The following is a 24,010-nucleotide window of genomic DNA, read 5'->3' as shown; positions in this document are numbered from 1 at the left end:
CCCGGAGGCGCTGTTTCGCCTACATAGCGGCACAATCAAAGTTTCCCGCCCGGAGCAGCGCAGCATGGCACGTCAGTTCATCTATCATATGTCCGGCCTCAACAAGGCCTATGGCAACAAGAAGATCCTGGAGAATATCCACCTTTCGTTCTACCCGGATGCCAAGATCGGTATCCTCGGTCCGAACGGAGCGGGTAAATCCACCGTACTGCGCATTATCGCGGGCCAGGACAAGGAGTATACCGGCGAAGCCTGGCTCGCCGAAGGTGCGACGGTTGGCTATCTGGAGCAGGAGCCGCATCTCGATCCCAACAAGACGGTGTTCGAGAACGTCATGGAAGGTGTTGCCTCGAAGACGGCTGTCCTCGATCGTTACAACGAATTGATGATGAACTATTCCGATGAGACGGCGGAAGAGGGCGCCAAGCTTCAGGACGTCATCGACAGCCAGAACCTCTGGGATCTGGAAAGCCAGGTCGAGATGGCGATGGAAGCGCTGCGTTGCCCGCCGCGCGACGCTGAAGTCACCAGCCTTTCCGGTGGTGAGCGTCGCCGTGTCGCGCTCTGCCGCCTGCTGCTTTCCCAGCCGGATCTGCTGCTGCTCGACGAACCGACCAACCACCTGGACGCCGAAACCATCGCCTGGCTCGAAAAGCATCTGCGCGACTATCCGGGCGCCGTGATGATGATCACCCACGATCGCTACTTCCTGGACAACGTCACCGGATGGATCCTCGAACTCGACCGCGGCCGTGGCATTCCTTATGAGGGCAACTACTCGGCCTACCTGCAGGCGAAAGCCAAGCGCATGCTGCAGGAAAGCCGCGAAGACGCATCGCGCCAGAAGGCGATCAGCCGCGAACAGGAATGGATCGCGTCCAGCCCGAAGGCCCGTCAGGCCAAATCCAAGGCGCGCATCAAGTCCTACGAGCAACTGGTGGATGCCGCCGAAAAGCAGCGTCCCGGCGACGCGCAGATCATCATCCCGGTCAGCGAGCGCCTCGGCCAGGTGGTCATCGAGATGGACGGCATCACCAAGGGCTTCGAGGGCCGCACGCTGATCAACGATCTGTCGATCAAGCTGCCGCCGGGCGGTATCGTCGGCATCATCGGCCCGAACGGCGCCGGTAAGACGACGCTATTCAGGATGATCACCGGCCAGGAAACGCCGGATGGCGGTTCGATCCGCATCGGCGAGACCGTGCATCTCGGTTATGTCGACCAGAGCCGTGACACCCTTGCGGCCGACAAGACGGTCTGGGAGGAAATCTCCGGCGGCGCCGAAATCATCAAGCTCGGCAAGTTCGACATGAACTCCCGCGCCTATTGCGGCGCCTTCAACTTCAAAGGCGGCGACCAGCAGCAGAAGGTCGGCAATCTCTCCGGCGGTCAGCGCAACCGCGTTCACCTTGCCAAGATGCTGAAGGCCGGCGGCAACGTTCTGCTGCTCGACGAACCGACCAACGACCTCGATACGGAAACGCTGGGTGCACTGGAAAACGCGCTGGAGAATTTCGCCGGCTGTGCCATCATCATCAGCCACGATCGCATGTTCCTCGACCGTCTGGCGACGCATATCCTCGCTTTCGAAGGCGACGGCCATGTCGAATGGTTCGAAGGCAACTTCGAGGATTATGAACAGGACAAGGTGCGCCGCCTTGGCCCCGACGCCCTTAACCCGGGCAGCCAAGCCCACAAGCGTCTGACGCGCTGATTTATTCCAGCTGTTTTCGCTTGCGAGAGCCCCGGTTCGGCCGGGGCTTTTTCATGTCTGGCTTTGTCGCAATTTGAGCAGGCAATTTCGTGGAGAGAGCGAATTCTCGCTTGCCACCGCTTTTCAAATCACATAAAGATATCTTTATATCTTGATTGGATCGAAGATGAGCGAACCCTTGAAGCTTGGACTGGATGCGCTGGTGGACGTCTTGAAGGCGGCCGGCGAGCCCACGCGCCTGCGTCTTCTGGCGCTTCTTGACAGCGGCGACCTGACGGTGACCGATCTTACCGAAATTCTCGGCCAATCCCAGCCCCGCATCTCCCGTCACCTGAAGCTGCTCGGCGAGGCCGAACTGATCGAACGCTACCAGGAGGGCGCCTGGGCCTATTTCCGCCTCAAGCAGGACGGCAAGGCCGCCATGCTGGTGCGGGCGCTGCTCAAGCATGTTTCCGAGAACGATCCGACTATCCTTCGCGACGGCGAGCGGCTTTCGCAGGTCAAGCGCCAGCGCGCCGAGCGGGCGCAGGCCTATTTCAGCCGCAACGCGGCCGAATGGGACGAGCTTCGCCGTCTGCATGCCGCCGACGAAGAGGTCGACGCCGCCGTCATCCGGCTGCTCGGCAGCCAGCCGATCGACTCTCTGCTCGATCTCGGCACCGGCACCGGCCGTATCCTCGAACTTTTGTCCGGGCTCTACCGCCGCGCGACCGGCGTCGATGCCAGCCGCGACATGCTGAGCGTGGCGCGTGCCAATCTCGACAAGTCCCGCATCACCAAGGCCACCGTGCGCCACGCCGATATCCTGAACCTGCCGTTCGAGGGACAGGATTTCGACCTGGTGACGATCCATCAGGTGTTGCACTTTTTCGATCAGCCGGAAATTGCGATCGCGGAAGCGGCGCGCATGCTCCGGCCGGGCGGCCGGCTCGTGGTCATCGACCTGGCGCCGCACACGCTCGAATATCTCCGCGACGAGCATGCGCATGTCCGTCTCGGCTTTTCGCACCAGGCGATGTCCGACTGGTTGCGCAAGGCCGGGCTCGACGTCGAGCAGGCCGTCGATCTTCATCCGGGTCAGCAAAGCGGGCAAGGCTTGACGGTTACCGTCTGGCTCGCGCGCGATCCGAGGCGCCTCATGGCTTCGCAGGCGAGCGAAGGTGCCGAACCTACATTTGCCGGGAGGGTATGACATGGTTTCGAAAAACGAAGCACGCGGCCGCAACATCAGGGTCTCCTTCGAATTCTTCCCGCCGAAATCGGAGGAGATGGAAGGGCAGCTCTGGCATACCGTCAGCCAGCTGCAGGACTGGGACCCGGATTTCGTCTCGGTGACCTATGGCGCAGGCGGCACCACCAAGGCGCCGACGCTGACCACCGTCACGCGTTTCCTGTCGCAGACGCCGCTTGCCACCGCCTCGCATCTCACCTGTGTCGGCGCGACCAAGGAGGAGACGCATCAGGTGGTTGATACGTTCCGCAAAGCCGGCGTGACGCATTTCGTGGCGCTGCGCGGCGATGCGCCCGGCGGCGCCGGGGCGCCCTACCAGCCGCATCCCGGCGGTTACGCCAATGCGGCGGAGTTGGTGGCCGGCCTCAAGGAAATCGGCGATTTCGAGATTTCGGTTTCCGCCTATCCGGAAAGACACCCGGAAAGCCGCGATACGGCGGCCGATATCGACATGCTGAAGCGCAAGGCCGACAATGGCGCCGACCGGGCGCTGACGCAGTTCTTCTTCGACAACGACAATTTCGAGCGTTACTTGGAGCGGGTGCGCGGCGCCGGCATCTCGATCCCAGTCGTGCCCGGCATCATGCCGATCCAGAATCTGACGCAGCTGAAGCGCTTCGCCGGCGCCTGCGGCACCATCATCCCCGCCTTTCTCGACGAGCGCTTCGCAGGCTTTGACGACAAGCCCGAGGAGCGGGCGAAGGTCGCCGCCGAAGTCGCTGCCGAACAGATCGAAGATCTCGTCCGGCGTGGCATCCATGATTTCCATCTCTACACGATGAACCGTGCGCCGCTGGTTTCCGCCGTGCTCGACAATCTCGGCCTCTCCCGCCCGGTGGCAAAAAGTGCGGGTGCAGCCGCCTGATCTTTGCGCGTCTGAAAAGACACGCGGCGCCGTAAAAGTGAAAAGCGCATGTCGGGCGGGACATGCGCTTTTTCGTTGGCGGATTGATCAGCTATTCAGGAGTTTAGGCACTATCAGTCATTACACTTTCGTCGGCCAGCTCAGATGAAGAGCATGGACAGGACGAAAGCAAACGCTGCACTGACCAACAGAACATTCAAGGATTGCGTGAGTCCCATGTCTGTCTCCTCGCGTTAACCGGCCAATAATATGTCTGAAATATGTCGGTTGGGAAGCAGATCTTATGCTGCGCTGCAGAACGGTTCGGTGGATAAGTCGAATAGCGTTCTTGCAAGCCTTTGATATAAATCAATAATTCTCAACAAATTTTTGTTCACACAATTTAACATGCCGTTAAATCAGGCGACTGTGGATTTACCTATGCGTCTAAAACATGGCGGATGGACAACCGGTTGAAAACATACGAAATTCGCAACCGGTTCAAACAGCTTTCGCCAGCAGGTGATAGGCGCGGCCGTCGAGAATGACGAGGCCGAAACCGATCAGCGCCATGCCGGAAAATTCACCCAGTGTCAGCCTTTCGCCGAGGAAGAGCACGCCAAGAAGGATGGCGCTCGGCGGCACCAGCAGGGTGACGAGCGAGGCATTGGTGGCGCCGGCCGACGCCATGATCCGGAAATAGAGGATGTAGCCGAAGGCGGTCGACAGCAGTGCCAGCGCCAGGATGGCGAGGAGGGCATCGAGCGGCGGTGCGGCAAGCGCCCAGGGGCGATCGGCCAGTAGCGACAGCGGCAGCGCAATCAGCGAGGAGGCGGTCAACTGGCCGGCTGCGGTGACAGGGGCGGGAACATTCTTGAAGCGCTTGCCGTACGTGGCGGCGAAACCATAGGAGATCGCGGCAAGCACGGGAAGAAGCAGCGCCCAGAGCGGGGCTTCGCCACCGGCCGACAGGCCGGGGCCGATCAGCACGATCGTTCCGACCAGGCCGACAAGGCAGCCGGCGATCTTTGCCGGCGACAGCTTCTCGTCCGAGGTGAAGTAGTTGGCGATGAGTACGGTCCAGATCGGTGTCGTCGCATTCAGGATCGCCGCAAGACCGGCGCCGAGGCGGGTTTGGCCGAAGAAGATCAGCGCATGCGGCAGGGCATTGTTGATGAGCCCGAGGATCAGGAATTCGCGCCAGCGGGCCTTGAGGATCGCATAGAAGTCGAAACGGCCGGCGATATAGATATGCAGCGCCAGCGCTGCGAGCAGCAGCCTGAAGAAGACGAGGGTCAGCGGCGGCACGTGGTGGACGGCGATGCGGGCAAAGAAGAAGGAGGCGCCCCAGATCAGGCCGAGCAGGACCAGCAGACCCCAAGTCCAGGCATTCATTCTGCTGTCCATGCAGATTCCTCCACTGCAAGCCGCTTGTTTTGCCGAAAACCGGCACCGGTTTTCGGTTTGAAGCTTTAGCGCAGGCAGCGGATCGCGCCACCCGTTTCTTGCGAAGCGGGCGACGGTAAGGCTCTAGCGGGGATCAGAGAGCGTTGAGAAGGGCAGGCGTCGCCCAGCCGTCGGCCGGCATGCCGAGGCGCTGCTGTTCCTTCTGGATCGCGACACGCGTGCCGGAGCCGAGGATGCCGTCGATCTCGCCGACATCATGGCCGAGGGACTGCAGCTTGGTCTGCAGCGCCTTCATCTGGTCGCTGGCAAGCCCCTGTTCCGGCACGCCCTTGAGATAGGGCTCGGCGCCCGAAAGACGCGTCCCGAAATAGGCGGCCGAGGTCGTGTAGATGAACGACTTGTTCCATTCGAGATAGATCTTGAAATTGGGATAGGCGATGAAGGCCGGTCCCATGCGGCCCTGCGGCAGAACGAGATCGCCTTCGAGGTTACCGAAGGCGGTATTGCCGTCGCGCGGCTTGACGCCCAGCGCGAACCATTCGCCCGCTTTCATCGTGCCGCCGAGGCCGGATTTTTCCCAGGGCAGATTATCGGGCAGGGTCACTTCCTGCAGCCAGGGCTGGCCGCGCTCGAAGCCGAGATGCTGGATGAATTTCGCCGCCGTCAGAATGGCGTCCGGGCCGCTCTGCTTCAGGCGGATATGACCGTCACCGTCGCCATCCATGCCATAGGCAATGATGTCGCGCGGCAACATCTGCACCTGGCCGATCTCGCCGGCCCAGGCGCCGGTATTGGTGGCGGGGTCGAGGTCACCATGCTGAACCATCTCGACGAGGGCGATCAGCTGCGGGCGGAAGAGTTCCGGGCGGCGGCAGTCATGCGCCAGCGTCACCAGGGCGTTGCGGGTGTTGAAATCGCCCTGGACGGCGCCGAAATCGGTTTCCATCGCCCAGAAGGCGGTGATGACGCCCGCGGGAACGCCGAATTCCTGCTCGGCGCGGGCAAAGACGTCGGCATATTGCTTCATCTTCTGGCGGCCGATGTCGAGGCGGGCTTGGCTGACGGTGCGTTGGGAGAATTCGAGGAAGGTCTGCTTGAAGACGCCCTGGGCGCGATCCCGGCTCAGCACCTTGGGATCGATCTCGGCGCCGGCAAAGGCCTCGTCGGCGGCTACCCCACTGGCGCCGGCTGCGACCGCATCTTTCTTGACACCTTCCAGGAAGGCGGACAGATCACCGCCGCAGGGCGCTGCCGGGGCCGCGTCTGGCGCCTGCTGGGCGGCTGCGCCGCCTGCTAGGGCGAGGGCAAACAGAAGGGCGAGTGCAGAGCGGCTTGCGAGCGAGCGGTGCATGGATGTGGTCCTTATATCAAACAGAATGCCGTCGCTTTCACAGACGAATGTGACGGAAGCAAGAAACATCGCAAGACGTTACTAAGAATTTCTATCCTTGGAAACGGCCGCGACCCAATTGTTCCAGTTCTTTGCGCTGCCGGCAAAGACATTGATATCGGTCGGCCCATTGATGCCGGGAATAACGCCGGTCGAGGTATATTGCCAGAAGGCCCAGCGGCGGTCGGAATAGGTCACCTCGGGGTGTTTTGCCACCGAACGGACCCAGAAATGATAATCCTGGAAGTAGCCGGCGAGATTGTCGCGATGGAAATCGACCGAGGTATAGATGATCGGGCGCTTGCCGTAATAAGCCTCCAGCCGGTCCATGAAACGCTGCATTTCGGCGCGCACCGTTTCAGCGTCGGGGCGGTAGCGGCAGGTCTTCGATTCGGCGTTCCATTCGACGTCTAGCACTGGCGGCAGGCGCATGGCCTCCTTCGGCACGTTGCGGATGAACCAGTCTGCCTGCTGATCGGCCGAAGAGCAGAAATAATAGAAATGATAGGGGGCGTGCGGGATGCCGGCGGCGCGGGCTTCGCGCCAGTATTCGTCGAAGCGTGGATCGACCCTGTCCTTGCCTTCGGTTGCCTTGATGAAGGCGAAGGCGACACCGGAATTCTTTACCGTGCCCCAATCGATATCGCCCTGCCATTTGGAGATATCGATGCCATGGACCTGGTTCTGTTGCGGATGCTTCGGACCGAAATCCTGCGGATCGGTATCCTTGAAGCGCATCTTCGGCTTGATCGATGCCGTTTCGAGATAGTCATAACCGGAAGAAGTGCAGCCGGCCAGCATGATGGCAAGGGGCAAAACGCAAAACAAAAGCCGGCGCATGGGCGTCCCGTCGTAACTCGAATGATCTTTTTGCCCCACAACCTGACCTTCGAAAAAGACGAGTCAGCAGAGGATAACCCTCTTTTCACCATATCAACGTAAAAAATCGGTTAGTTTCAAGCGAATTATAAGCGCTTGCTGATAATGGCAGCCCGCCAGGCATAACCGCCGCCGACGGTATCGAACAACAATATCGCGTTGTTTTCATGGGCTTGCGCTTCCAGAACCTCACGCAGATCGGGGCGCGGGGTGACGTGGAATTTCGCAAGCCAGGACTGCAGCATGCGCCGGAACCAGGCTGGCAAGCCTTCCTGCTGGCCGAAATCGACAATGTGCAGCTGGCCGCCGGGATTGAGTGCGGCGATCGATGCATCGACGGCGCGCTCCCAGTCCGGGATCATCGACAGGGCATAGGAAATCAGGATGCGGTCGAAGCCGCTGACGCCGAATTCGCGCGGCGTGAACGCCGTGGCATCGGCGACGCGGAATTCCGGGATCGTCGCCTTCGTGGCGAAGGTCTTGCGTGCCGAAATCAGCATTTCCTGGGAAATGTCGAGGCCGAACAGCTTGGCGGTCGGGAAATGCCTGTGGGCGAAGGCCATGTTGCGCCCGGTGCCGCAGCCGACTTCAAGCAGGGTGCCGCCTTCGGGCACGTCGAGATTGCGGATCGTGCTGTCGCGGCCAAGAAGATAATATTTGCGGGTCAGGTCGTAGATATGCCGCTGGTAGCGGTACATGCCATCCATGAGGCTGGCATGTTCACCGCTCTTTCCTGCCGTCTCAGTGCCGACCTTGCTCACGCCTTCTTCCCGTAAATGTGGAAGCCGCCGTAGATTGCCGAACGATCGAGCGCGGTCAGTTCAAGCGACTTCTCCTCGAAATAATCCCATTGGTCGCGGATCGCCGGAGCCAGGCGGCCTTCGATGATGCTTTTTTCGGCGGCGGTGCGGAAGATCACGCGGGCGCCTTCGCGCGCCGTGCGGGTGATTTCCGTCCAGACGTCGTTCAACTGCTCGTCCGTCATCCAGTCCTGTGCGTCGAGCAGGATGTAGCGATCGCGCGAGGCGGCCGGCTCGCGGGCCAGAAGCTCGGTGAAGCTTGCGTGGTGGACGTTGACGCGGTCGACATTGGCACGGATCACCTGATAGTGCTCCGACTTCAAATAGGTCGGCAGCGGGCCTTCCGCTTCGGTGCCGTAGCGGCGGCCGAAGGCCTGCCAGGCGAAATAGTTGTCGCTCATCGGGAAATGACAGGCGAGCTTTTCCAGGCGGTGCTTCAGCACCGGCGCGATCGAATGATCAGCGGCAAGGCTTGCAAGTTCGTCATATTGCTGCGGCGGAATGCCGAGGCCGAAGAGCGAGCTCTTGCGACCGGTGATCCAGCGCACGACCGGCTTTTCGAAGAGCGGTGCGATTTGCTCGTCGAAGAACTGGCGCTGCTCGCGGATCGAGCGGGTCTTGGTCATCTCGCGCAGCTTGACGCCATGCAGGCGGGCAAGAAGGTGGGCGGCGCCGATGAAGCGGCCAAGCAGGCCGGTCTCGTAGATGTTGCGGTCGAAGACGGTGACGCGGCGGCGGCCGAACTTGCGGCCGTTCCAGTAGCTGCGGGTCGCCTCATCGAGGCGGGCGGCGAGATGCTGGTCGTAAGCGCGGCTGTTCGACTTCTCGTTCGGCATCGCCAGGAAGCGGACGAGATCGGCATGGCCGGGAAGGTGCTTGAAGGCGGCAAGCTTCAGGCGGTTCAGCGCAATGTGGTGCGGGTTGAGATCGACGACGTCGATCGAGACCGGCGCCTTGGAGAGATAGGCGAGCATGTTGCAGCCGCCGGAGCCGATGGTGACGATACGATGGTTGGGCTTCAGCTCCATCGCCTGCATGTCGAGATCCGGATCCTCCCAGATCTGCGGATAGACGAGGCCGGAGAAGAGAAGGCCGAAGAGACGCTCGGAAAAGCCATCCTTCGAAAAAGCCTTGTGGCGGAGAAGGGCGTCCTTGAGTTTCCGGTTCTTGCGGAAGCCGGCATCCGGTGCAAATTCTGACATGAGTCTGTCACCTTTTTAGCGTTCAGGGCGTGTAGCGCGCCTCTGCTACAGTTTGATGACGCGGGCTGCGGAGGCGCCGTTCTTCGGAGGCTTCGACCTCCTCGGGCGACCGACCGTATGGCTCTCCTGGGAAAGTGATCGGGACGATGGCCGTTCTTCGCTTCAGGCCCTTTCCGGCGCGTGTGATTCCTGCTTCTCTCCCGGCATGGAGGAATGCCATGCGATTTGTCCTGCGTATCCTGAAGGCGCTTGCTCTCCTTCTCGTTCTCGTCGTCATCGCCGCGGCAGGCTGGCTCTTCATCCGGCCGCCGGAACTGCTGCGCGTCGGCGACGGCTATGCCGCCAAGATCGTCTGCTCCAATGTCTTCATCGCCGGCCGAGGGGCCGAGGATGTGTTTCACGACGATGTCCAGGCGCCTGGAAATCCGCTGCTGCGGCTGGTGCGTGTCAGCGTCGACCGCGACAACGACCGTGTGACGGCGCGCTTCATGGGGCTGTTTGCGCCGAGTTATGCGCTCTATCGCGGCGCTTTCGGCTGCACGAGCGTGCCGGACGGTAATTTCGAGGCGGCGGCGAATGCGGCGCCCTTCGATCCGCCGGCCAAGATGCAGGCGAATGACGCCTTGTGGCCGGAGGGCGAGGGCATCGACAACCCGGCGGACGGGAAGGTCGCCGCGCTGCTTGCCGATGCCGGCGTTGCCGGCCCGGCAATGCGGGCGATCGTGGTGGTGCGCAACGGCCGCATCGTCGCCGAAGCCTATGGCCCCGGCTTCTCGGCAAAGACGCCGCTAATCGGCTGGTCGATGACGAAGACCGTGAATGCGGCGGTCCTCGGCCGGCTGATGCTCGGCGGCAAGATCTCCTTCGACGATGATAACCTGTTGGCGCAGTGGAAGAACGATGCGCGCGCCAGAATCAAGGTTTCCGACCTGCTCGGCATGGAGAGCGGCCTTGCCTTCAACGAGGACTATGGCGACGTCGCTGATGTGACGCGCATGCTCTATCTCGATCCCGACATGGTATCGCTGCCGGCCAATGCACCGATGGAGGCAGCACCTGGCCAACGCTTCCGCTACTCGAGCGGCACGGCCGTGCTGCTCTCGCGCATCTGGATGGACAGGGTCGGCAATGCGCAAGCAGCCTTTTCCTATCCGCACGACGCCTTGTTTTCGCCGCTCGGCATGACGAGCGCGGTGTTCGAACTCGATGCGCGCGGCACGTTTGCCGGAAGCTCCTATCTCTATGCGACGGCGCATGACTGGGCGCGCTTCGGGCAGTTTCTGCTGCAGGATGGCGTGTGGAACGGCCAGCGACTGTTGCCGGAGGGCTTCGTCGGCGCCATGCGCACCCCGACGGCAGCGTCGAACGGGCGCTATACGCAGGGTCAGGCTTGGCTCGCTCCTGGCGGCTCAAGCGCCGCGTTTGGTCTGCCGGAGGATACGTTCTGGCTGACGGGGCATGACGGGCAGAGCATGGCGATCGTGCCTTCCGCCAATCTGGTCGTCGTCAGGCTTGGCCTGACGCCAAGCCGGCTCGACTACCAGCCGCAGATGCTGCTCAAGGCGATCCTGGCCGCATTGCCGCAACCGGGTGGGTCGCAACAGCAGGCGGGATCGCAACGGCAGACACAGCCGCAGCCATAGGCCGGGGCTTCAGCCGTTATCTCCAGGTTTCAATAATTACCTTGGGCGATGTCGGTCATGCCCTTGCGCTTGGCGTCGTAATAATAGCCGCGCGCATAGAGGCGGACGGCATCGTCTTCCTTATTGTCGGAGACGAGCCAGGCGCCGCGCAGATATTTCGCGGCATATTTGATGTTGGTCTCGGCATCGAAGAGGCCGCCCGGAGCGCCGTCATAGCCCATCGACCTGGCGGTGTTGTACTTGATCTGCATGAGGCCGAAATAGCCGCGCTTGTTGTAAGCCTTCGGATTATAGCGGCTCTCGCGATGGACGATGCGGTGGAGCAGCGTCTCGGGAATCTCGTAGACCTTCGAATATTTGGCGATGAGCTTGGTGACGAAGCTCTTCTCGACCGTCGGCGCATCGTCTTTGTCGTCGTCGCTGAACATCGGGGGCGCCGTCGGCGGATCGATCGGCCCGGATTCGTCGAAACCATAATCCATGCTGGCGCGTGGCGTGGTGTCAACTGCGGCAAGTGCTGCAAGCGCACTGTTTTGCGGTGTCGCGGCAAAGGCAAGCTGCGTCGTCGGCTGTGCGGGCGCTCCCGGACGCGGCGTCGGCACGACGGACTGGATCGCCGTCATCTCGGGCGTCAGCGGAATCTGCGCATAGGCTGCCGGCTGTATGCCTGCCTGCATGGCGAGATCGGCAGCCTGAGAGGTTGCCACGGTCGGCATCGCCGTTGCGGTCAGGGAGGGGGCTGATGCCTGAGGAATGGTGGCGCCAGCGACAGCTGTGCCTTCGGCTGTCGGGATCGCGGCGAGCGTTGCATCTTCGCCCGGCTTCGGCATCGGTACGACGGTCTGGGCGGCTGTCAGTTCGGCCTGGGACGTGTATTCGACGCTCGTGCATCCCGTCATCACGCCGCAGAGTATCGTGGAAACGACAAGACTGCGTTTCAGGCCGGATAATCCGATCGCTACCATTCCGCCACTTTCGTGAAATCGCGCCGCCCCGGCAGCGTATAAAAGTTACCAAAATCCTTAAGCCCTGGCGACCCCATTAACCTATTCGTGGCATTCCGGCAACCACGGAATATTACTAGGCTGCAATACGGCGATACCCGGCCGTTACGGCACCTGCAGCGATCAGCAGAGTGCCTCCGGTTCGGTTCACGGCGCGCTGGATGCTCGCCTTGCGAATCAGTCCGCGCGCGGCATGGGCGAGAAACGCGTAGGTGGAAGCGTTGAGGATCGCCAGCACGAGGAAGGTCGCTTCCATGATCGCCATCTGGCCGAGGAAGGGCAGAGCCGGATTGAGGAACTGCGGCACGAAGGCGACGAAGAAGATGATGCTCTTCGGATTGAGGGCGGTGACGACATAGGCGTGGAGGAAGATCTTGAGGGATTTCTCCTCGGGCAGATTGTCGTTGTCGGCAATCGGTTCGCCGATGATGGGAGCCCGCCAGAGCTTGATTCCCAGCCAGATCAGGTAGGCGCCGCCGATCCACTTCAACACGGTGAAGAGGGTCGCGGAGGCGGCCAGAACGGCACCGAGACCGAAGAGAGAAGCCGTCATCGCGGTGAAGTCACCGAGCGCCACGCCGCCTACCGTCGCAAACGCCGTCCTACGTCCATGACCGAGCGCATAGGAAACGACGAGCAGTATCGTCGGCCCCGGTATGGCCAGCATGATTGCGGATGCCGCCGCAAAAGCGAGCCAAGCTTCAAGTGACATGGTGTCTCCTCCTATTCCTCGGGAACAAGCAAAGACATCATATTAACCATCCGTCAATCACGCTTCTTTGTATTTCTGGCCTATATTGTCCATGACTTCGGCAAACCATGCCGTCGAAAGGTCAAAAGCCTTGCCGCCCTTGATGCGCGGGAATTCTATAGTGCGCAATTTACCGTTCTGGCCTTCATCATGGCCGGTGACGCCGGAGACTTTATTGAGCGCGCTTTCGACGGCGAGATCGACCATGCTCTGGATCAGCCGCAGGTCGTCGCCGTTGGCGGGCGCCGAGCGGGCGAAATAGCCTGATTTCTGCACGAGCGAACGCTCGGCGTTCAAGAGATTGGCGAACTGCTTCTGGAACCATGCGCCGACATTGATGGTGTCGATTTTCACATGGCCGAAGGCATCGCGCTTGACGGTCTCGCCGGCGGCTTCGCGCTCGGCGACGATGGCGTCGAGGCATGCGCCTTCCGAGACAAAGACCGTGGCATGGCCGTTGCGATCCATGCTTTCCCTTAGGCGGGCGGCCTCGGCGTCGAGGTCGAAGGCCATCTCAGGCAGGTAGACGGCGTCGATGCTCTTCAGATGCGCGTCCATCATCAAGCCATCGACATACTGGTTGCGGCTGGTGCGCTGGAGATAGGCGCGGGCGGTGGCGGCCGTCAGCCAGCCGCAATGGCGGCCCATGACCTCGTGGATGACGAGGGTGCGGGGGGCGGCCGTCTGTTCGTTGCTGACATTGTCGAAGAAATGCGCGCCGACTTCGGCGGCCGTCCAGGCGCCGAGCGACTGGCGGATCGGCACGACGTCATTGTCGACAGTCTTCGGCAGGCCGACGACGGTGAGATCGTAGCCGTTGGCGGCGAGGTAGGCGGCAAGGTCGGCGGCCGTGGTGTTGGTGTCGTCGCCGCCGATCGTGTGGAGAATGGTGATGCCGTCATTGGCAAGGCGTTCGGCGGCGACCCGCAGCGGGTTCTCGCCTTCCTTGACCAGGCCGCGCTTGACGCAGTCGGCGGCATTGGTGAGCTTGACGCGGCTATTGCCGATCGGCGAGCCGCCGTAGCGGTGCAGCAGCGGCGCCTTTTCGCGCATCTCGCGGGTGATCTCGAGGCTGTCGCCGATGAGCACGCCTTGGTAGCCGGACTTGTAGGCGACTAGGTCGAGATCGGGTGCGATGTCGCTGTAGCGTTCGATGAGGCCGCCGACGGCGGAAGAAAGACAGGGCGCCAGGCCTCCGGCGGTCAGCATTGCGACTTTCTGTTTGGCCATGATCCCTCCTACGGTGTTCGGCAGCGTTAGCTAGCGCATGGATGCGGCAGGGAAAGGGCCCTGTAAAGTAAAGAATTTACGAAAAATGCGCCTTTCTGCCGTGCTGGACTGCAAAGGCGACTGGAAGTGCGGATATAATCGTTTCAAGCCCGGTCTGCCTGTCGGGAACTGTTGTGGAAATTTCTATCGCGCGCTCCGCAGCCCACGTGCCTGGCCAAGGTGCGGCGACCGCTAGCCAGGTCTTGAGGTAAGTGAAGCGGGGGCGATGAATCGTTTGCTGCGGTGCGACAATTACCAAATCGTGAAAACTGTGTTCGGCCCTACGACCAATAGTCGCCTTGCAAAGGCTACGATTCTTTGGTCAAGCTGTTTGCTATAAGTTGACAAGTGTGTGAGATTTTCGATGTCCTTCTGGGAAAAACTGTTGAATGCCATTGGCAATACCGCAGGCAATGCGCTGTCTGCGGTGGTCGAGGCTATCCGCACGGTTTTCGAAGGCGATCCCGAGACCCGGCGTAAAGTGGCTTTCTCCGTGGCGATCATCGCGCTGTCGGCAAAGATGGCCAAGGCAGACGGCATCGTCAGCGAGAAGGAGGTCGAAGCCTTCCGCGAAATCTTCGAATTCCCGCAGGATCAGGCAAAGAACGTCGCCAGGCTTTACAACCTCGCGCGCCAGGACGTCGCCGGCTACGAAGCCTATGCCGAACGGCTTTCCACGCTCTGCGTTACTTGCGCAGCCAATTGTACGGTGCTGGAAGACGTGCTCGACGGCCTCTTCCACATCGCCAAGGCCGATGGGCTGATCCACGAGAAGGAACTGAATTTCCTGCGTCATATCGGCGAGATCTTCGATATGAGCGAGACCCGCTTCGAGCAGATTGCCGCCCGCCACGTTTCGTCCGGCGGCGATCCCTACAAGGTGCTCGGCGTCTCGCCTTCGGACGATTTCCCGACCATCCGCCGCCGTTACCATGGTCTTGTCAGCGAACATCATCCTGACCGGCTGATCTCGCGCGGCGTGCCAAAGGAATTCCACGTGATCGCCAATGAGCGCATGGCGGCGCTGAACGCGGCCTATGAGGCGATCGAGAAGGAACGCCGCGCCGCATGACCTCTTTCGAGGCCGACTGCAGAAGCGCCCGCGTGCAACCTTCGCCGAACCATGGCGAGCGGGCGGACGGGCGCCATCCCGATATGATCCTGCTGCACTATACCGGCATGCCGACAGCCGATGGCGCGCTCGACTGGCTCTGTCGCGCCGAAAGCCAGGTTTCCAGCCATTATTTTGTGCATGAAAACGGCGAGGTGGTGCAGCTCGTGCCGGAAACGCGGCGTGCCTGGCATGCGGGGAAAAGCAGCTGGCACGGCGAGACGGACATCAATTCGCTGTCGATCGGCATCGAGATCGCCAATGCCGGCCATCCCGGCGGGCTCCCTGATTATCCGAAAGAGCAGATCGCCGCGGTGATCGAATTGTGTCGCGACTGTGTCAAACGTTGGTCGATCGCGCCGGAACGGGTGCTCGGGCATTCCGATGTCGCCCCGATCCGCAAGGTCGATCCGGGCGAGAAATTCCCCTGGGCCGAGCTCCACCGGGCGGGCATCGGGCACTGGGTCGAGCCGGCAACGATCACCGGCGGGCGCTTCTTCCAGCGCGGCGATACAGGCCAGCCTGTCGAGGCGCTGCAGTCGATGCTGTCGCTCTATGGTTACGGTACTGAAATCACGGGTGAATTCTCCGAAAAAACGGCAGGCGACGTCGAAGCTTTCCAGCGCCATTTCCGGCCTCAGCGGGTAGATGGCATCGCCGATTTCTCGACGATCGACACGCTGCACCGGCTGCTGTCGGCGCTGCCGCGTTATTCCTGACCGGAAGAACCGGATATCAGGACGGTTTTCTGACTACCGGCGAGAAAACCGCCTCGCCACATCATTTCCCTATTATCTCCTCATTGCGATGGTCTAAGAACGCCCGCTGAACAGCGCTCGCGGCTGTTTTCAAGTGTAACCATGAGCGCCAAATGAAACGATAAGAATTGCTACGGAACGCGACCAGTCCTTGGTTGCGTGTGACCGGATGACAGCGAGGCGCGCAGTCATGCAATTCTTTGGGTCGGAGTGAAGAGACTACATGAAGAATATGATTGTTGGTGCTGCGGCATGCGTTGGCATGCTGCTGGCGGGATATAGTTTTGCCTTGGCTGGTGATGACTGGGGTGCCCGGGCCGAAACCATCTCGCTGAAAACCGTCGATCGCCAGAGCGGCTATGCCATGCCGGATTTTTCCACGAGCATTCCCTATGCCGCACTGATCAACAAATATGCCGCTGAATACGACGTGCCCGTCGCGCTCGCCCAGGCTGTCGTGCGCGTCGAAAGCAATTTCAATCCGAACGCCCGCGGCAGCGCCGGTGAAGTCGGCCTGATGCAGATCAAGCCGGCGACGGCGCGGATGATGGGTTATTCCGGCTCGAAGAAGGGCCTGTTCGATCCGGAGACCAACATCAAATACGGCATGAAGTATCTGGCGGCTGCCCATCAGCTCGGCGGCGGGCAGACCTGCAACACTATTCTGAAATACAATGCCGGCCATGCCGCCACACGCATGAACCCGGTGTCGAAGACCTACTGCGGCAAGGTCCTGGCGATGCTCGACTGAGCATAGTCTGACGCGTCCTGACGAAATTCCCTTGCGGCAATTTTGCGATGTGAATCAGTGCGCTTGCCGTGATATCCCGCCTTGAAACGAGGTGGGATATGGCAGTCGATTTCAGGTTTATCATCATCGGACGCGGCATGATGGGGGCTGCCGCCGCACGGCATCTCTCCTCGATGGCCGACGGCATCGCGCTGATCGGCCCGCGCGAGCCTGAGGAGCGCAAGACTCATCACGGGGTTTTCGCCAGCCATTACGACGAAGCGCGCATCACCCGTACCTTCGATGGCAATCTTGCCTGGGGAACCTTCGCCGCCCGCGCACTCGACCGCTACCGCGAGATCGAGGCAAGGAGCGGCATTTCCTTCTATTCGGAGGTCGGCTGCCTCTTTGCCGCTCCTGAGAAGGACGAGCAGGACTATATCAAAAGGGCTCTGACCGTCAGCCGGACACTTGGCAGCGATGTCGAGACGATTGCGCCGTTAGACCTTCGCCAGCGTTTTCCCTATCTTGCCGTCGATCCTGATTTCACAGGATATTTCGAGCGCAAGCGCGCGGGCTACATCAACCCGCGGGCGCTGGTGCGGGCGCAGACCAGGCTTGCCGAACAGGGCGGCGTCTCGCTGATCGAGGCAACCGCGACATCGGTGCGCGATACCGGTTCCCATGTCGAGGTGACGGCCGGCGGCAGACGCTACAGCGCCGAACGTGTGCTGGTGGCCGCCGGCGGTTTCAGCAATTTCCATACCCTGCTGCCGCGTCCCGTCGATACCAGGGTCACGGCGCGCACGGTCGCCTTCTACGAACTCGGCGAACGCGAGATGACGATTTTCGGCGATATGCCGTCGACGATCGTGCTCGGTGACCGGGAAGAGGATCACATCTATATCCTGCCGCCGGTGCGTTATCCCGACGGCAAGACCTATCTGAAACTCGGTGGCGACACTGAGGCGCTTTCCTTTAGCCAGGTGGAGGATGCCGGCGCGTGGTTCCGTTCCGACGGCAATGCTGCCGAGCGCGATCATCTCTCGCGTGTCGCCCTGCAACTGATGCCGGAGCTTGCCGGCTGCACTGTCACATCGGCGCCCTGTGTGGCGAATTTCACTCCGACCGGTTATCCCTATGCGGGATTTACGCAGTCGCCGCGCATCGCGGTGCTGACCGGCGGCAATTTCGTCGCGGCCAAATCCTCCGACGAGCTCGGCCGGTTAGGGGCCGTGCTTCTTGCGGAAGGGCAGCTCGGCGAAGCGGATTTCGGCGGCGCACTGACGCCGGTTTTCGCCGCTGTATAATTCCTTATAATCGGAATCGATTTAATGAATTATACAGCAATTCAAAGTGTTGCAGCGCCCTTTGCGCGTCTGAAAAGACGCGGCGCTGTTGAGAGGAAAGAGCATGGCAGTCGATTTCAAATACATCGTCGTCGGCCGCGGGCTGATGGGGGCAGCGGCGGCGCGGCATCTGGCGCGCCAAGTGGACGGTGTCGCGGTGATTGGCCCGGACGAGCCTGAAGATCGCAAGGCGCATCAGGGCGTCTTCGCCAGCCATTATGACGAAGGACGCATCACTCGTACCATCGATCCCGACCGCAATTGGGCACTGCTTGCCAACCGCTCGATCGGCCGTTATGGCGAGATCGCCCGCGACAGCGGTGTCGATTTTTATCGGGAGGTCGGCTGCGTCGTCGTCGCGCCGACGGGAGGCGATTATATCGAGAAGACCCGGCGGGCCGCCATTTCGCTGAGCGTCGAAACCAGCCTTCTCGATGAGGCCGGGCTGAAGGCCGCCTTACCCTTCTTCGCCTTTCCTGATGGGGGTACGGGCGTCTTCGAGGCGAGGGGGGCCGGCCACATCAGTCCGCGCAAGCTTGTGAAAGCCCAATCGCTGCTGGCGGAAAAGGCAGGTGCTGCCGTCATCCGCGATCATGTTGTTTCGATCCGCAGCGAGGGTGGATCGGCTGTTGTCGAGACGGCCGGTGGCCGCACTTATCGCGGTGAAAAGGTGCTGCTGGCAGCGGGCGGATTTTCCATTGCGAAGAATCTGTTGCCGCGGCCCGTTGCCATGACGGTTTATGCCCGGACCGTGACGCTCTTTGAAGTAAGCGATGCCGACGCGGTGCGTCTGGCCGCGATGCCGTCGCTCATTTTCAGGGCGCCCGGCATCGATATCTACCTGCTGCCGCCGATCCGGTATCCCGATGGCAAATTCTACCTGAAGATCGGCGGCGATCCTGACGATCTGGCGCTCAGCGACGACGCGGAGATGCGCGCCTGGTTCAAGACTGAGGGGCGCGATACGGTGCGCGCACATCTCAAACGCATCGTTGAAGGTCTCGTGCCCAATATCGTGCCGCTTTCGATTTCGACGGCCGCCTGCGTCGTGTCGCATACGGAAAGCGGCTATCCGATGATTGGCTATACTTCCTCGCCCGAGATCGCGGTGCTGACGGGCTGCGCCGGCACGTCGGCCAAGAGCTCGGACGAAATCGGCCGGCTTGGGGCCGAGCTGCTTTTATCGGGCGGAATCGGCGAAGAGGGCTATTCCACGGATTTCACACCGCAATTTCGCTAGAGCATTTCTGTTTTTTTCCGAATCACGGAAGTGCTTTCTCTTTTGTTCTTATGCGATTGCGGACGCAAAACCGCCGCGCACTTTTGCTGGAATTGCTCTAAGCGATATCTTTTATTTCGATAGCAATTGCGATCTCTCTCGTTTATGGGAGCCCTGCCAGTTGGCTGGGCAGCCGCGCTTTACCAATGCCGAAAGGCGGTAGGGTGAGGAAAGTCCGGGCTCCACGGAAACACGGTGCCGGATAACGTCCGGCGAGGGCGACCTCAGGGAAAGTGCCACAGAAAGCAAACCGCCTGTCATGACAGGTAAGGGTGAAAGGGTGGGGTAAGAGCCCACCGCATCTCCGGCAACGGAAATGGCACGGTAAACCCCACCGGGAGCAAGACCGAATAGGGATGACGCGGCAGGCCGAAAGGCCTTCCGGCTGGTTTCCAGGCCAGTCATCCGGGTGGGTTGCGCGAGGCAGCGTGCGAACGCTGTCCCAGAGGAATGGCTGCCACGTTCCGGTTCACGCCGGAGCCTTACAGAACCCGGCTTACAGGCCAACTGGCGATTAACATCTTGCGGCGCGTCGGCCGGATTTTCACCGTAAGTCGCTGAAACCGACTGTTAGCAAACGGATGTTCATGCATCCAATGGTGGATTTTTCTCGCGGAGCCACCAGTGCGTGTCGTTTGTAAGATGGCGATGCTAACCCTTTGTTAAACTTAACGGCTTATAAATTTTTGATCATGCGTCCATTGCAAAATGGGCGTATCCCATTGACGCCCATATGGTCCCATGCTATCCCAAATGCGCACTGCACCAGGGCAATTACCTGCCCATTCATCGCAAAGCAAAGGCGCCTTCCCCTCCGGAAGCGTCGGAGGGGTTTTTGCTCATCCGGCTTGCGAAGCTGTGCCTGATATCGGGAGTTTCGGGCGTCTTTTGGTCCGGATCCCTGCGGGAACGGATGTTTCGTGTGATGAGCCGCTTCCTTTCGAACGCGACCAACAGGATCGACGCCAAAGGCAGGGTCTCCGTGCCTTCGGCTTTTCGGTCCGTGCTGGCGCAGCGCAACGTCCAGGAGCTCTACTGCTTTCAGGACTTTGTGTTTCCGGCGATCAGCATCGGCGGTCCGGATCTTCTCGAAAGATTCGAACGGCAGATTGCTGCGGAGGATCCGTTTTCGCCGGATGCGAACGAGATGTCGCTTCTTATTCATGGAGGCGGGGTCTTCATGAAGCTCGACGCCGAGGGGCGGCTGATGGTCACGGATTTCATTCGCGGCTTCACCGGTATCTCGGACGAGGTGACCTTCGTCGGTCGGGCGGATCATTTTCAGCTCTGGCAGCCGCAGGCTTTTGTGGCCGCACAGGCGCAAGCACGAGGGGAGCGCAAGCTGGCGGGCAAGCGTTCCTGAAAGAACGAGGGAACGGAATGGTGGCGAATCCTGGCGGAGGTTCAACTGATGCCGGTGGCGGACCGGTTCGTCACATTCCTGTTCTTCTCGAAGAAGTCCTTGCGGCGCTGGCGCCCGCGCCCGGCAAACTCATCCTCGATGGTACATTCGGTGCGGGCGGTTACAGCTCGGCCATCCTTGCGGCCGGCGCCGAGGTGATTGCGCTCGACCGCGATCCAACGGCGATTGCATCAGGGCAGGCGATGGTCGCCGCCCATGGTGGTCGTCTCAAGCTCGTTCGTTCGCAATTCTCGCATCTCGCCGATCATGCGCCGCAGGGCGGGCTCGATGGCGTCGTGCTCGATATCGGCGTCTCCTCCATGCAGATCGACGAGGCCGAGCGCGGCTTCTCCTTCCAGAAGAATGGACCGCTCGACATGCGCATGTCGGCCGAAGGTGTTTCGGCCGCCGACGTCGTCAACCGCGCCAAGGTCGCAGATCTCATCCGCATCTTCCATTTTCTCGGGGAGGAAAGCCAGGCGCCGCGCATCGCGCATGCGATCGAGAAGCGCCGCGCCGAAAAGCCATTTGAAACGACACGCGATCTCGCCGGTCTCATCGAGCTCGTTACGCCGCGCAAGATGAAGGACAAGATCCATCCGGCAACACGCGTCTTCCAGGCATTGCGCATCTTCGTCAATGACGAACTCGGCGAACTGGCGCAGGCGCTGTTTGCGGCGGAAACGGCGCTGAAGCCGGGCGGGCGGCTCGTCGTCGTCACCTTTCATTCGCTCGAAGACCGTATCGTCAAGAAATTCTTCTCCGACCGCGCCGGCAAGGCGTCGGGTTCGCGGCATCTGCCGGTGGCGCATGAGCGGGCGGCAACCTTTGCGGCTATCGGCAAGCCGATGGTTTCGGCAAGCGAGGCAGAGGCCGAGATCAATCCGCGCGCCCGCTCCGCCAAGCTGCGTGCCGGCCTGAGGACGGACGCCGCCGCCGAAGCCGCGGATATGTCGCTCTTCGGGTTTCCCAATCTTGCCAGTCTCGGAAAGCTTGGTGGTTGATATGCTGAAAACGTTCGATCTCGTGCTCATCGGCGTCATGACGGCCACCGCCGCCGTGACCTACACGATCAAGCACCGCGCTGAATTGAAGCTCGAGGAGGTTCATCGCCTCGAAGCCGAGATCAAGCTTGAAAAAGACACGATCGACCTTCTCAAGGCCGACTGGGCGCTGCAATCGCAGCCGAACCGGCTGGAACGGCTGGTCAAGGCCTATAATGACGAGTTGAAGCTGCAGCCGACGGAATCGACGGCGCTCGTGCATGCCAAGGAATTGCCGATGCTGAAATCCGAGGTTCCCGTGCCTGACGTGACGGAGGCCAAGGCCAGCGCCAAGAGCGCGACCGTGGCCAGCGCCAAAGGGGTGCCAGACACCGCCAAGAGCGCACAAGCCACCGCCAAGGCGCAGCCCATTCCGATGCCTGCGCCACGCGGCGAGGCAGAGGATGCAGACCAGATCGAAACCGGATCGGTGGAGGAATAATGTCGTTTCTTTCCCGCATCATGGTTTTGAAGAGCCAGGCGCATTTCTCCGCCGGCGTCTATAACCGGTTCGGGGGGCCTTCCCCCGCTGGCCTGGCGATCGAGGGATCGCGCAAGAAGAAATCAGGGCAGGCTAAAAGCCGCGTCGGCCTGCTGATCCTTGGCTTCATGGGTGTCTACGCCGTCATCGGCGGCCGTCTCGTCGAATATGCGATGAAGGATCAGGAGGTCGTCTCCAGCATTCTGCCGCCCGACCGGCTGATGGCCTCGCGCCCCGACATTCTCGACCGCAACGGCGAGGTGCTGGCGACCGACATCCGCACCGTCTCGCTGTTTGCCGAACCCAACAAGATCGTCGATGCCGACGAGGCGGTCGAGAAGCTTGCAACGGTGCTGCCCGAGCTCGACGTCAGGGACACTTATAAGAAGCTGTCGGTCAAGACCTCGCATTTCGCCTGGCTGCGCCGGCAACTGACGCCGAAGCAGCAGAGCCAGATCCTGGCGCTCGGCATTCCCGGCATCGGTTTCCGGCCGGAGAAGCGCCGCTTCTATCCGGGCGGCTCGACCGCCGCGCATATCCTCGGTTATGTCAACATCGACAACCGCGGTGTCGCCGGCATGGAGAAATTTATCGACGACCAGGGGCTTGCCGATCTCGCCTCGGTTGGCATGACCAGCGACCAGCCGCTCGAGCCGGTGCGGCTATCGATCGACCTGCGCGTGCAGAACATCGTGCGGGACGCGGTCGTCAACGCCGTCAACAACTTCCAGTCCAAGGGCGCGGGTGCCGCCGTCATCGACGTGCATACGGGAGAAGTGCTGGCGATGGCATCGGCGCCGGATTTCGATCCGAACGATCCGCAGGAGGGCGCCAAGGAGGGTTGGCTCAACCGGATGACCAACGGCACCTTCGAAATGGGCTCGACCTTCAAGACCTTTTCGCTGGCCATGGCGCTCGATAGCGGCAAGGTGAAGATGACTGACAGTTTCGATGCCAGCAAATCGATCTATATCGGCGGCTTCACCATCCACGATTTTCATGGGCAGCGCCGCTGGCTGACCGTTCCCGAGATTTTCCAGTATTCTTCGAATATCGGTACGGCGCGCGTCATCGACATCGTCGGCATCGACGCGCAGAAGGACTATCTCACCAAGTTCGGCCTACTGACGAAGATGCAGACCGAACTACCCGAAGTGAAGATGCCGAGCCAGCCGCGCGTCTGGAAGAAGATCAATTCGATCACGATTTCCTTCGGCCATGGCGTCTCGACGACGGCGCTGCAGACAGGGGTGGCCGCCGCCGCCCTCGTCAACGGCGGCAAGCTGATCGAGCCGACATTCCTGCCGCGCACGCGCGAACAGGCCGATCAGATCGCCACGCAGGTGATCAAGAAGTCGACCAGCGACAACATCCGCTATCTCCTCGACTTCAACGGGTACAAGGGATCCGGACGTGTCGCCCGCGTGCCGGGCTTTGCCGTCGGCAGCAAGACCGGTACGGCCGACAAGGTGGTGAACGGGCGTTATTCGGCGACGCTGAATTTCAATTCCTTCATTGCCGCATTCCCGATCAACGATCCGAGATACGCCGTGATCACCTTCTGCGACGAGCCGAAGACCGGTGAGAAGCAATATGGCGGAACGATCTCCGCCGGCACTGCTGGCCCGATCGCTCGTGAGATCATCAGCCGTGCAGCCCCCATTCTCGGCATCGAGCCGAAATTCGGGGAGGGCGGATCGGCCTTGCTGGTGTCTTATTGAGT

The 24,010-nt window shown here is 61.1% G+C and carries 21 protein-coding genes and 1 other RNA gene; 14 read left to right on the top strand and 8 right to left on the bottom strand.

Annotation, left to right across the window (positions count from 1 at the left end; genetic code table 11):
• Positions 1 to 64: 64 nt before the first annotated feature.
• From ettA to metF, 3 genes are all read left to right on the top strand, one after another.
• Positions 65 to 1,714, top strand: coding sequence for an energy-dependent translational throttle protein EttA (ettA, locus tag ELH03_RS14415; protein WP_011652822.1), 1,650 nt, complete (start codon positions 65 to 67; stop codon positions 1,712 to 1,714).
• 166 nt (positions 1,715 to 1,880) lie between these two features.
• On the top strand, positions 1,881 to 2,906 hold the full coding sequence (locus ELH03_RS14410; protein WP_128401171.1) for an ArsR/SmtB family transcription factor: 1,026 nt from the start codon (positions 1,881 to 1,883) through the stop codon (positions 2,904 to 2,906).
• 1 nt (position 2,907) lies between these two features.
• Entirely contained in the window at positions 2,908 to 3,810 is a 903-nt protein-coding gene (gene metF / locus ELH03_RS14405; protein WP_130806693.1) for a methylenetetrahydrofolate reductase [NAD(P)H], read from the top strand.
• A gap of 480 nt (positions 3,811 to 4,290) precedes the next feature.
• Here the strand turns inward: metF and ELH03_RS14400 are convergent, their stop codons facing one another.
• From ELH03_RS14400 to ELH03_RS14380, 5 genes are all read right to left on the bottom strand, one after another.
• Complete coding sequence (locus tag ELH03_RS14400) at positions 4,291 to 5,196, bottom strand: DMT family transporter (protein ID WP_128401173.1); 906 nt, start codon at positions 5,194 to 5,196, stop codon at positions 4,291 to 4,293.
• A gap of 133 nt (positions 5,197 to 5,329) precedes the next feature.
• Positions 5,330 to 6,547, bottom strand: coding sequence for a lytic murein transglycosylase (locus tag ELH03_RS14395; RefSeq protein WP_128410757.1), 1,218 nt, complete (start codon positions 6,545 to 6,547; stop codon positions 5,330 to 5,332).
• An 81-nt stretch (positions 6,548 to 6,628) separates the two neighbouring features.
• A complete protein-coding gene (locus ELH03_RS14390) occupies positions 6,629 to 7,426 on the bottom strand; it encodes a glycoside hydrolase family 25 protein (RefSeq protein ID WP_128401175.1) in 798 nt (265 codons plus the stop codon).
• A 125-nt stretch (positions 7,427 to 7,551) separates the two neighbouring features.
• On the bottom strand, positions 7,552 to 8,226 hold the full coding sequence (locus tag ELH03_RS14385) for a class I SAM-dependent methyltransferase (protein WP_128410756.1): 675 nt from the start codon (positions 8,224 to 8,226) through the stop codon (positions 7,552 to 7,554).
• Positions 8,223 to 9,467 (bottom strand): BtaA family protein, encoded by a 1,245-nt coding sequence (locus ELH03_RS14380; protein WP_128401177.1) that lies wholly within the window; start codon positions 9,465 to 9,467, stop codon positions 8,223 to 8,225. The genes ELH03_RS14385 and ELH03_RS14380 overlap by 4 nt, the downstream gene beginning before the upstream one ends.
• 218 nt (positions 9,468 to 9,685) lie before the next feature.
• Between ELH03_RS14380 and ELH03_RS14375 the strand changes: the two genes are divergently transcribed.
• Positions 9,686 to 11,110 carry a serine hydrolase domain-containing protein gene (locus tag ELH03_RS14375; RefSeq protein WP_130766437.1) on the top strand — a complete coding sequence of 475 codons (1,425 nt, stop codon included), beginning with the start codon at positions 9,686 to 9,688 and terminating at the stop codon, positions 11,108 to 11,110.
• 29 nt (positions 11,111 to 11,139) lie between these two features.
• On the opposite strand, the gene ELH03_RS14370 is transcribed toward ELH03_RS14375, so the two are convergent.
• From ELH03_RS14370 to ELH03_RS14360, 3 genes are all read right to left on the bottom strand, one after another.
• Positions 11,140 to 12,075 carry a lytic transglycosylase domain-containing protein gene (locus ELH03_RS14370; protein ID WP_128401179.1) on the bottom strand — a complete coding sequence of 312 codons (936 nt, stop codon included), beginning with the start codon at positions 12,073 to 12,075 and terminating at the stop codon, positions 11,140 to 11,142.
• Between the two features lie 115 nt (positions 12,076 to 12,190).
• Positions 12,191 to 12,826 carry a LysE family translocator gene (locus ELH03_RS14365; protein ID WP_003561042.1) on the bottom strand — a complete coding sequence of 212 codons (636 nt, stop codon included), beginning with the start codon at positions 12,824 to 12,826 and terminating at the stop codon, positions 12,191 to 12,193.
• A 57-nt stretch (positions 12,827 to 12,883) separates the two neighbouring features.
• Positions 12,884 to 14,095 carry a pyrophosphate--fructose-6-phosphate 1-phosphotransferase gene (locus tag ELH03_RS14360; RefSeq protein ID WP_128410752.1) on the bottom strand — a complete coding sequence of 404 codons (1,212 nt, stop codon included), beginning with the start codon at positions 14,093 to 14,095 and terminating at the stop codon, positions 12,884 to 12,886.
• Between the two features lie 403 nt (positions 14,096 to 14,498).
• Between ELH03_RS14360 and ELH03_RS14355 the strand changes: the two genes are divergently transcribed.
• From ELH03_RS14355 to ELH03_RS14310, 10 genes are all read left to right on the top strand, one after another.
• Positions 14,499 to 15,206 (top strand): J domain-containing protein, encoded by a 708-nt coding sequence (locus ELH03_RS14355; protein ID WP_128401181.1) that lies wholly within the window; start codon positions 14,499 to 14,501, stop codon positions 15,204 to 15,206.
• The gene (locus tag ELH03_RS14350) at positions 15,203 to 15,964 is read left to right on the top strand and encodes an N-acetylmuramoyl-L-alanine amidase (RefSeq protein ID WP_128401182.1); all 762 of its coding nucleotides are present in this window, start codon (positions 15,203 to 15,205) and stop codon (positions 15,962 to 15,964) included. Before ELH03_RS14355 ends, ELH03_RS14350 begins: the two co-directional genes overlap by 4 nt.
• 262 nt (positions 15,965 to 16,226) lie before the next feature.
• Entirely contained in the window at positions 16,227 to 16,754 is a 528-nt protein-coding gene (locus tag ELH03_RS14345) for a lytic transglycosylase domain-containing protein (protein WP_128401183.1), read from the top strand.
• A gap of 98 nt (positions 16,755 to 16,852) precedes the next feature.
• Positions 16,853 to 18,043: an NAD(P)/FAD-dependent oxidoreductase gene (locus tag ELH03_RS14340; RefSeq protein ID WP_130659127.1), complete on the top strand. Its 1,191-nt coding sequence runs from the start codon at positions 16,853 to 16,855 to the stop codon at positions 18,041 to 18,043.
• Between the two features lie 103 nt (positions 18,044 to 18,146).
• Positions 18,147 to 19,322: an NAD(P)/FAD-dependent oxidoreductase gene (locus ELH03_RS14335; protein ID WP_130766436.1), complete on the top strand. Its 1,176-nt coding sequence runs from the start codon at positions 18,147 to 18,149 to the stop codon at positions 19,320 to 19,322.
• Between the two features lie 156 nt (positions 19,323 to 19,478).
• Positions 19,479 to 19,876: RNase P RNA component class A (gene rnpB, locus ELH03_RS14330), an RNA gene on the top strand.
• A 410-nt stretch (positions 19,877 to 20,286) separates the two neighbouring features.
• Positions 20,287 to 20,724 (top strand): division/cell wall cluster transcriptional repressor MraZ, encoded by a 438-nt coding sequence (mraZ, locus tag ELH03_RS14325; protein WP_025395324.1) that lies wholly within the window; start codon positions 20,287 to 20,289, stop codon positions 20,722 to 20,724.
• 17 nt (positions 20,725 to 20,741) lie between these two features.
• Positions 20,742 to 21,767, top strand: a complete 1,026-nt coding sequence (rsmH, locus tag ELH03_RS14320) for a 16S rRNA (cytosine(1402)-N(4))-methyltransferase RsmH (RefSeq protein WP_128401186.1) — start codon at positions 20,742 to 20,744, stop codon at positions 21,765 to 21,767.
• A 1-nt stretch (position 21,768) separates the two neighbouring features.
• The gene (gene ftsL / locus ELH03_RS14315) at positions 21,769 to 22,248 is read left to right on the top strand and encodes a cell division protein FtsL (RefSeq protein ID WP_130766435.1); all 480 of its coding nucleotides are present in this window, start codon (positions 21,769 to 21,771) and stop codon (positions 22,246 to 22,248) included.
• Entirely contained in the window at positions 22,248 to 24,008 is a 1,761-nt protein-coding gene (locus ELH03_RS14310; RefSeq protein WP_128401188.1) for a peptidoglycan D,D-transpeptidase FtsI family protein, read from the top strand. Before ftsL ends, ELH03_RS14310 begins: the two co-directional genes overlap by 1 nt.
• Positions 24,009 to 24,010: the final 2 nt, after the last annotated feature.

Source organism: Rhizobium beringeri (genome assembly GCF_004306515.1).
GTDB classification, from domain to species: domain Bacteria; phylum Pseudomonadota; class Alphaproteobacteria; order Rhizobiales; family Rhizobiaceae; genus Rhizobium; species Rhizobium beringeri.
The sequence above is the reverse complement of the archived record's forward strand: the minus strand, read 5'-3'. Positions and strand labels throughout refer to the sequence as shown.

What these genes read in the sequence shown, in the direction of transcription:
- ettA (WP_011652822.1), top strand. Translation starts at nt 65, where the DNA reads ATGGCACGTCAGTTCATCTATCATATGTCCGGCCTCAACAAGGCCTAT.
- ELH03_RS14410 (WP_128401171.1), top strand. Translation starts at nt 1,881, where the DNA reads ATGAGCGAACCCTTGAAGCTTGGACTGGATGCGCTGGTGGACGTCTTG.
- metF (WP_130806693.1), top strand. Translation starts at nt 2,908, where the DNA reads ATGGTTTCGAAAAACGAAGCACGCGGCCGCAACATCAGGGTCTCCTTC.
- ELH03_RS14400 (WP_128401173.1), bottom strand. Translation starts at nt 5,196, where the DNA reads ATGGACAGCAGAATGAATGCCTGGACTTGGGGTCTGCTGGTCCTGCTC.
- ELH03_RS14395 (WP_128410757.1), bottom strand. Translation starts at nt 6,547, where the DNA reads ATGCACCGCTCGCTCGCAAGCCGCTCTGCACTCGCCCTTCTGTTTGCC.
- ELH03_RS14390 (WP_128401175.1), bottom strand. Translation starts at nt 7,426, where the DNA reads ATGCGCCGGCTTTTGTTTTGCGTTTTGCCCCTTGCCATCATGCTGGCC.
- ELH03_RS14380 (WP_128401177.1), bottom strand. Translation starts at nt 9,467, where the DNA reads ATGTCAGAATTTGCACCGGATGCCGGCTTCCGCAAGAACCGGAAACTC.
- ELH03_RS14375 (WP_130766437.1), top strand. Translation starts at nt 9,686, where the DNA reads ATGCGATTTGTCCTGCGTATCCTGAAGGCGCTTGCTCTCCTTCTCGTT.
- ELH03_RS14370 (WP_128401179.1), bottom strand. Translation starts at nt 12,075, where the DNA reads ATGGTAGCGATCGGATTATCCGGCCTGAAACGCAGTCTTGTCGTTTCC.
- ELH03_RS14365 (WP_003561042.1), bottom strand. Translation starts at nt 12,826, where the DNA reads ATGTCACTTGAAGCTTGGCTCGCTTTTGCGGCGGCATCCGCAATCATG.
- ELH03_RS14360 (WP_128410752.1), bottom strand. Translation starts at nt 14,095, where the DNA reads ATGGCCAAACAGAAAGTCGCAATGCTGACCGCCGGAGGCCTGGCGCCC.
- ELH03_RS14355 (WP_128401181.1), top strand. Translation starts at nt 14,499, where the DNA reads ATGTCCTTCTGGGAAAAACTGTTGAATGCCATTGGCAATACCGCAGGC.
- ELH03_RS14350 (WP_128401182.1), top strand. Translation starts at nt 15,203, where the DNA reads ATGACCTCTTTCGAGGCCGACTGCAGAAGCGCCCGCGTGCAACCTTCG.
- ELH03_RS14345 (WP_128401183.1), top strand. Translation starts at nt 16,227, where the DNA reads ATGAAGAATATGATTGTTGGTGCTGCGGCATGCGTTGGCATGCTGCTG.
- ELH03_RS14340 (WP_130659127.1), top strand. Translation starts at nt 16,853, where the DNA reads ATGGCAGTCGATTTCAGGTTTATCATCATCGGACGCGGCATGATGGGG.
- ELH03_RS14335 (WP_130766436.1), top strand. Translation starts at nt 18,147, where the DNA reads ATGGCAGTCGATTTCAAATACATCGTCGTCGGCCGCGGGCTGATGGGG.
- mraZ (WP_025395324.1), top strand. Translation starts at nt 20,287, where the DNA reads ATGAGCCGCTTCCTTTCGAACGCGACCAACAGGATCGACGCCAAAGGC.
- rsmH (WP_128401186.1), top strand. Translation starts at nt 20,742, where the DNA reads ATGGTGGCGAATCCTGGCGGAGGTTCAACTGATGCCGGTGGCGGACCG.
- ftsL (WP_130766435.1), top strand. Translation starts at nt 21,769, where the DNA reads ATGCTGAAAACGTTCGATCTCGTGCTCATCGGCGTCATGACGGCCACC.
- ELH03_RS14310 (WP_128401188.1), top strand. Translation starts at nt 22,248, where the DNA reads ATGTCGTTTCTTTCCCGCATCATGGTTTTGAAGAGCCAGGCGCATTTC.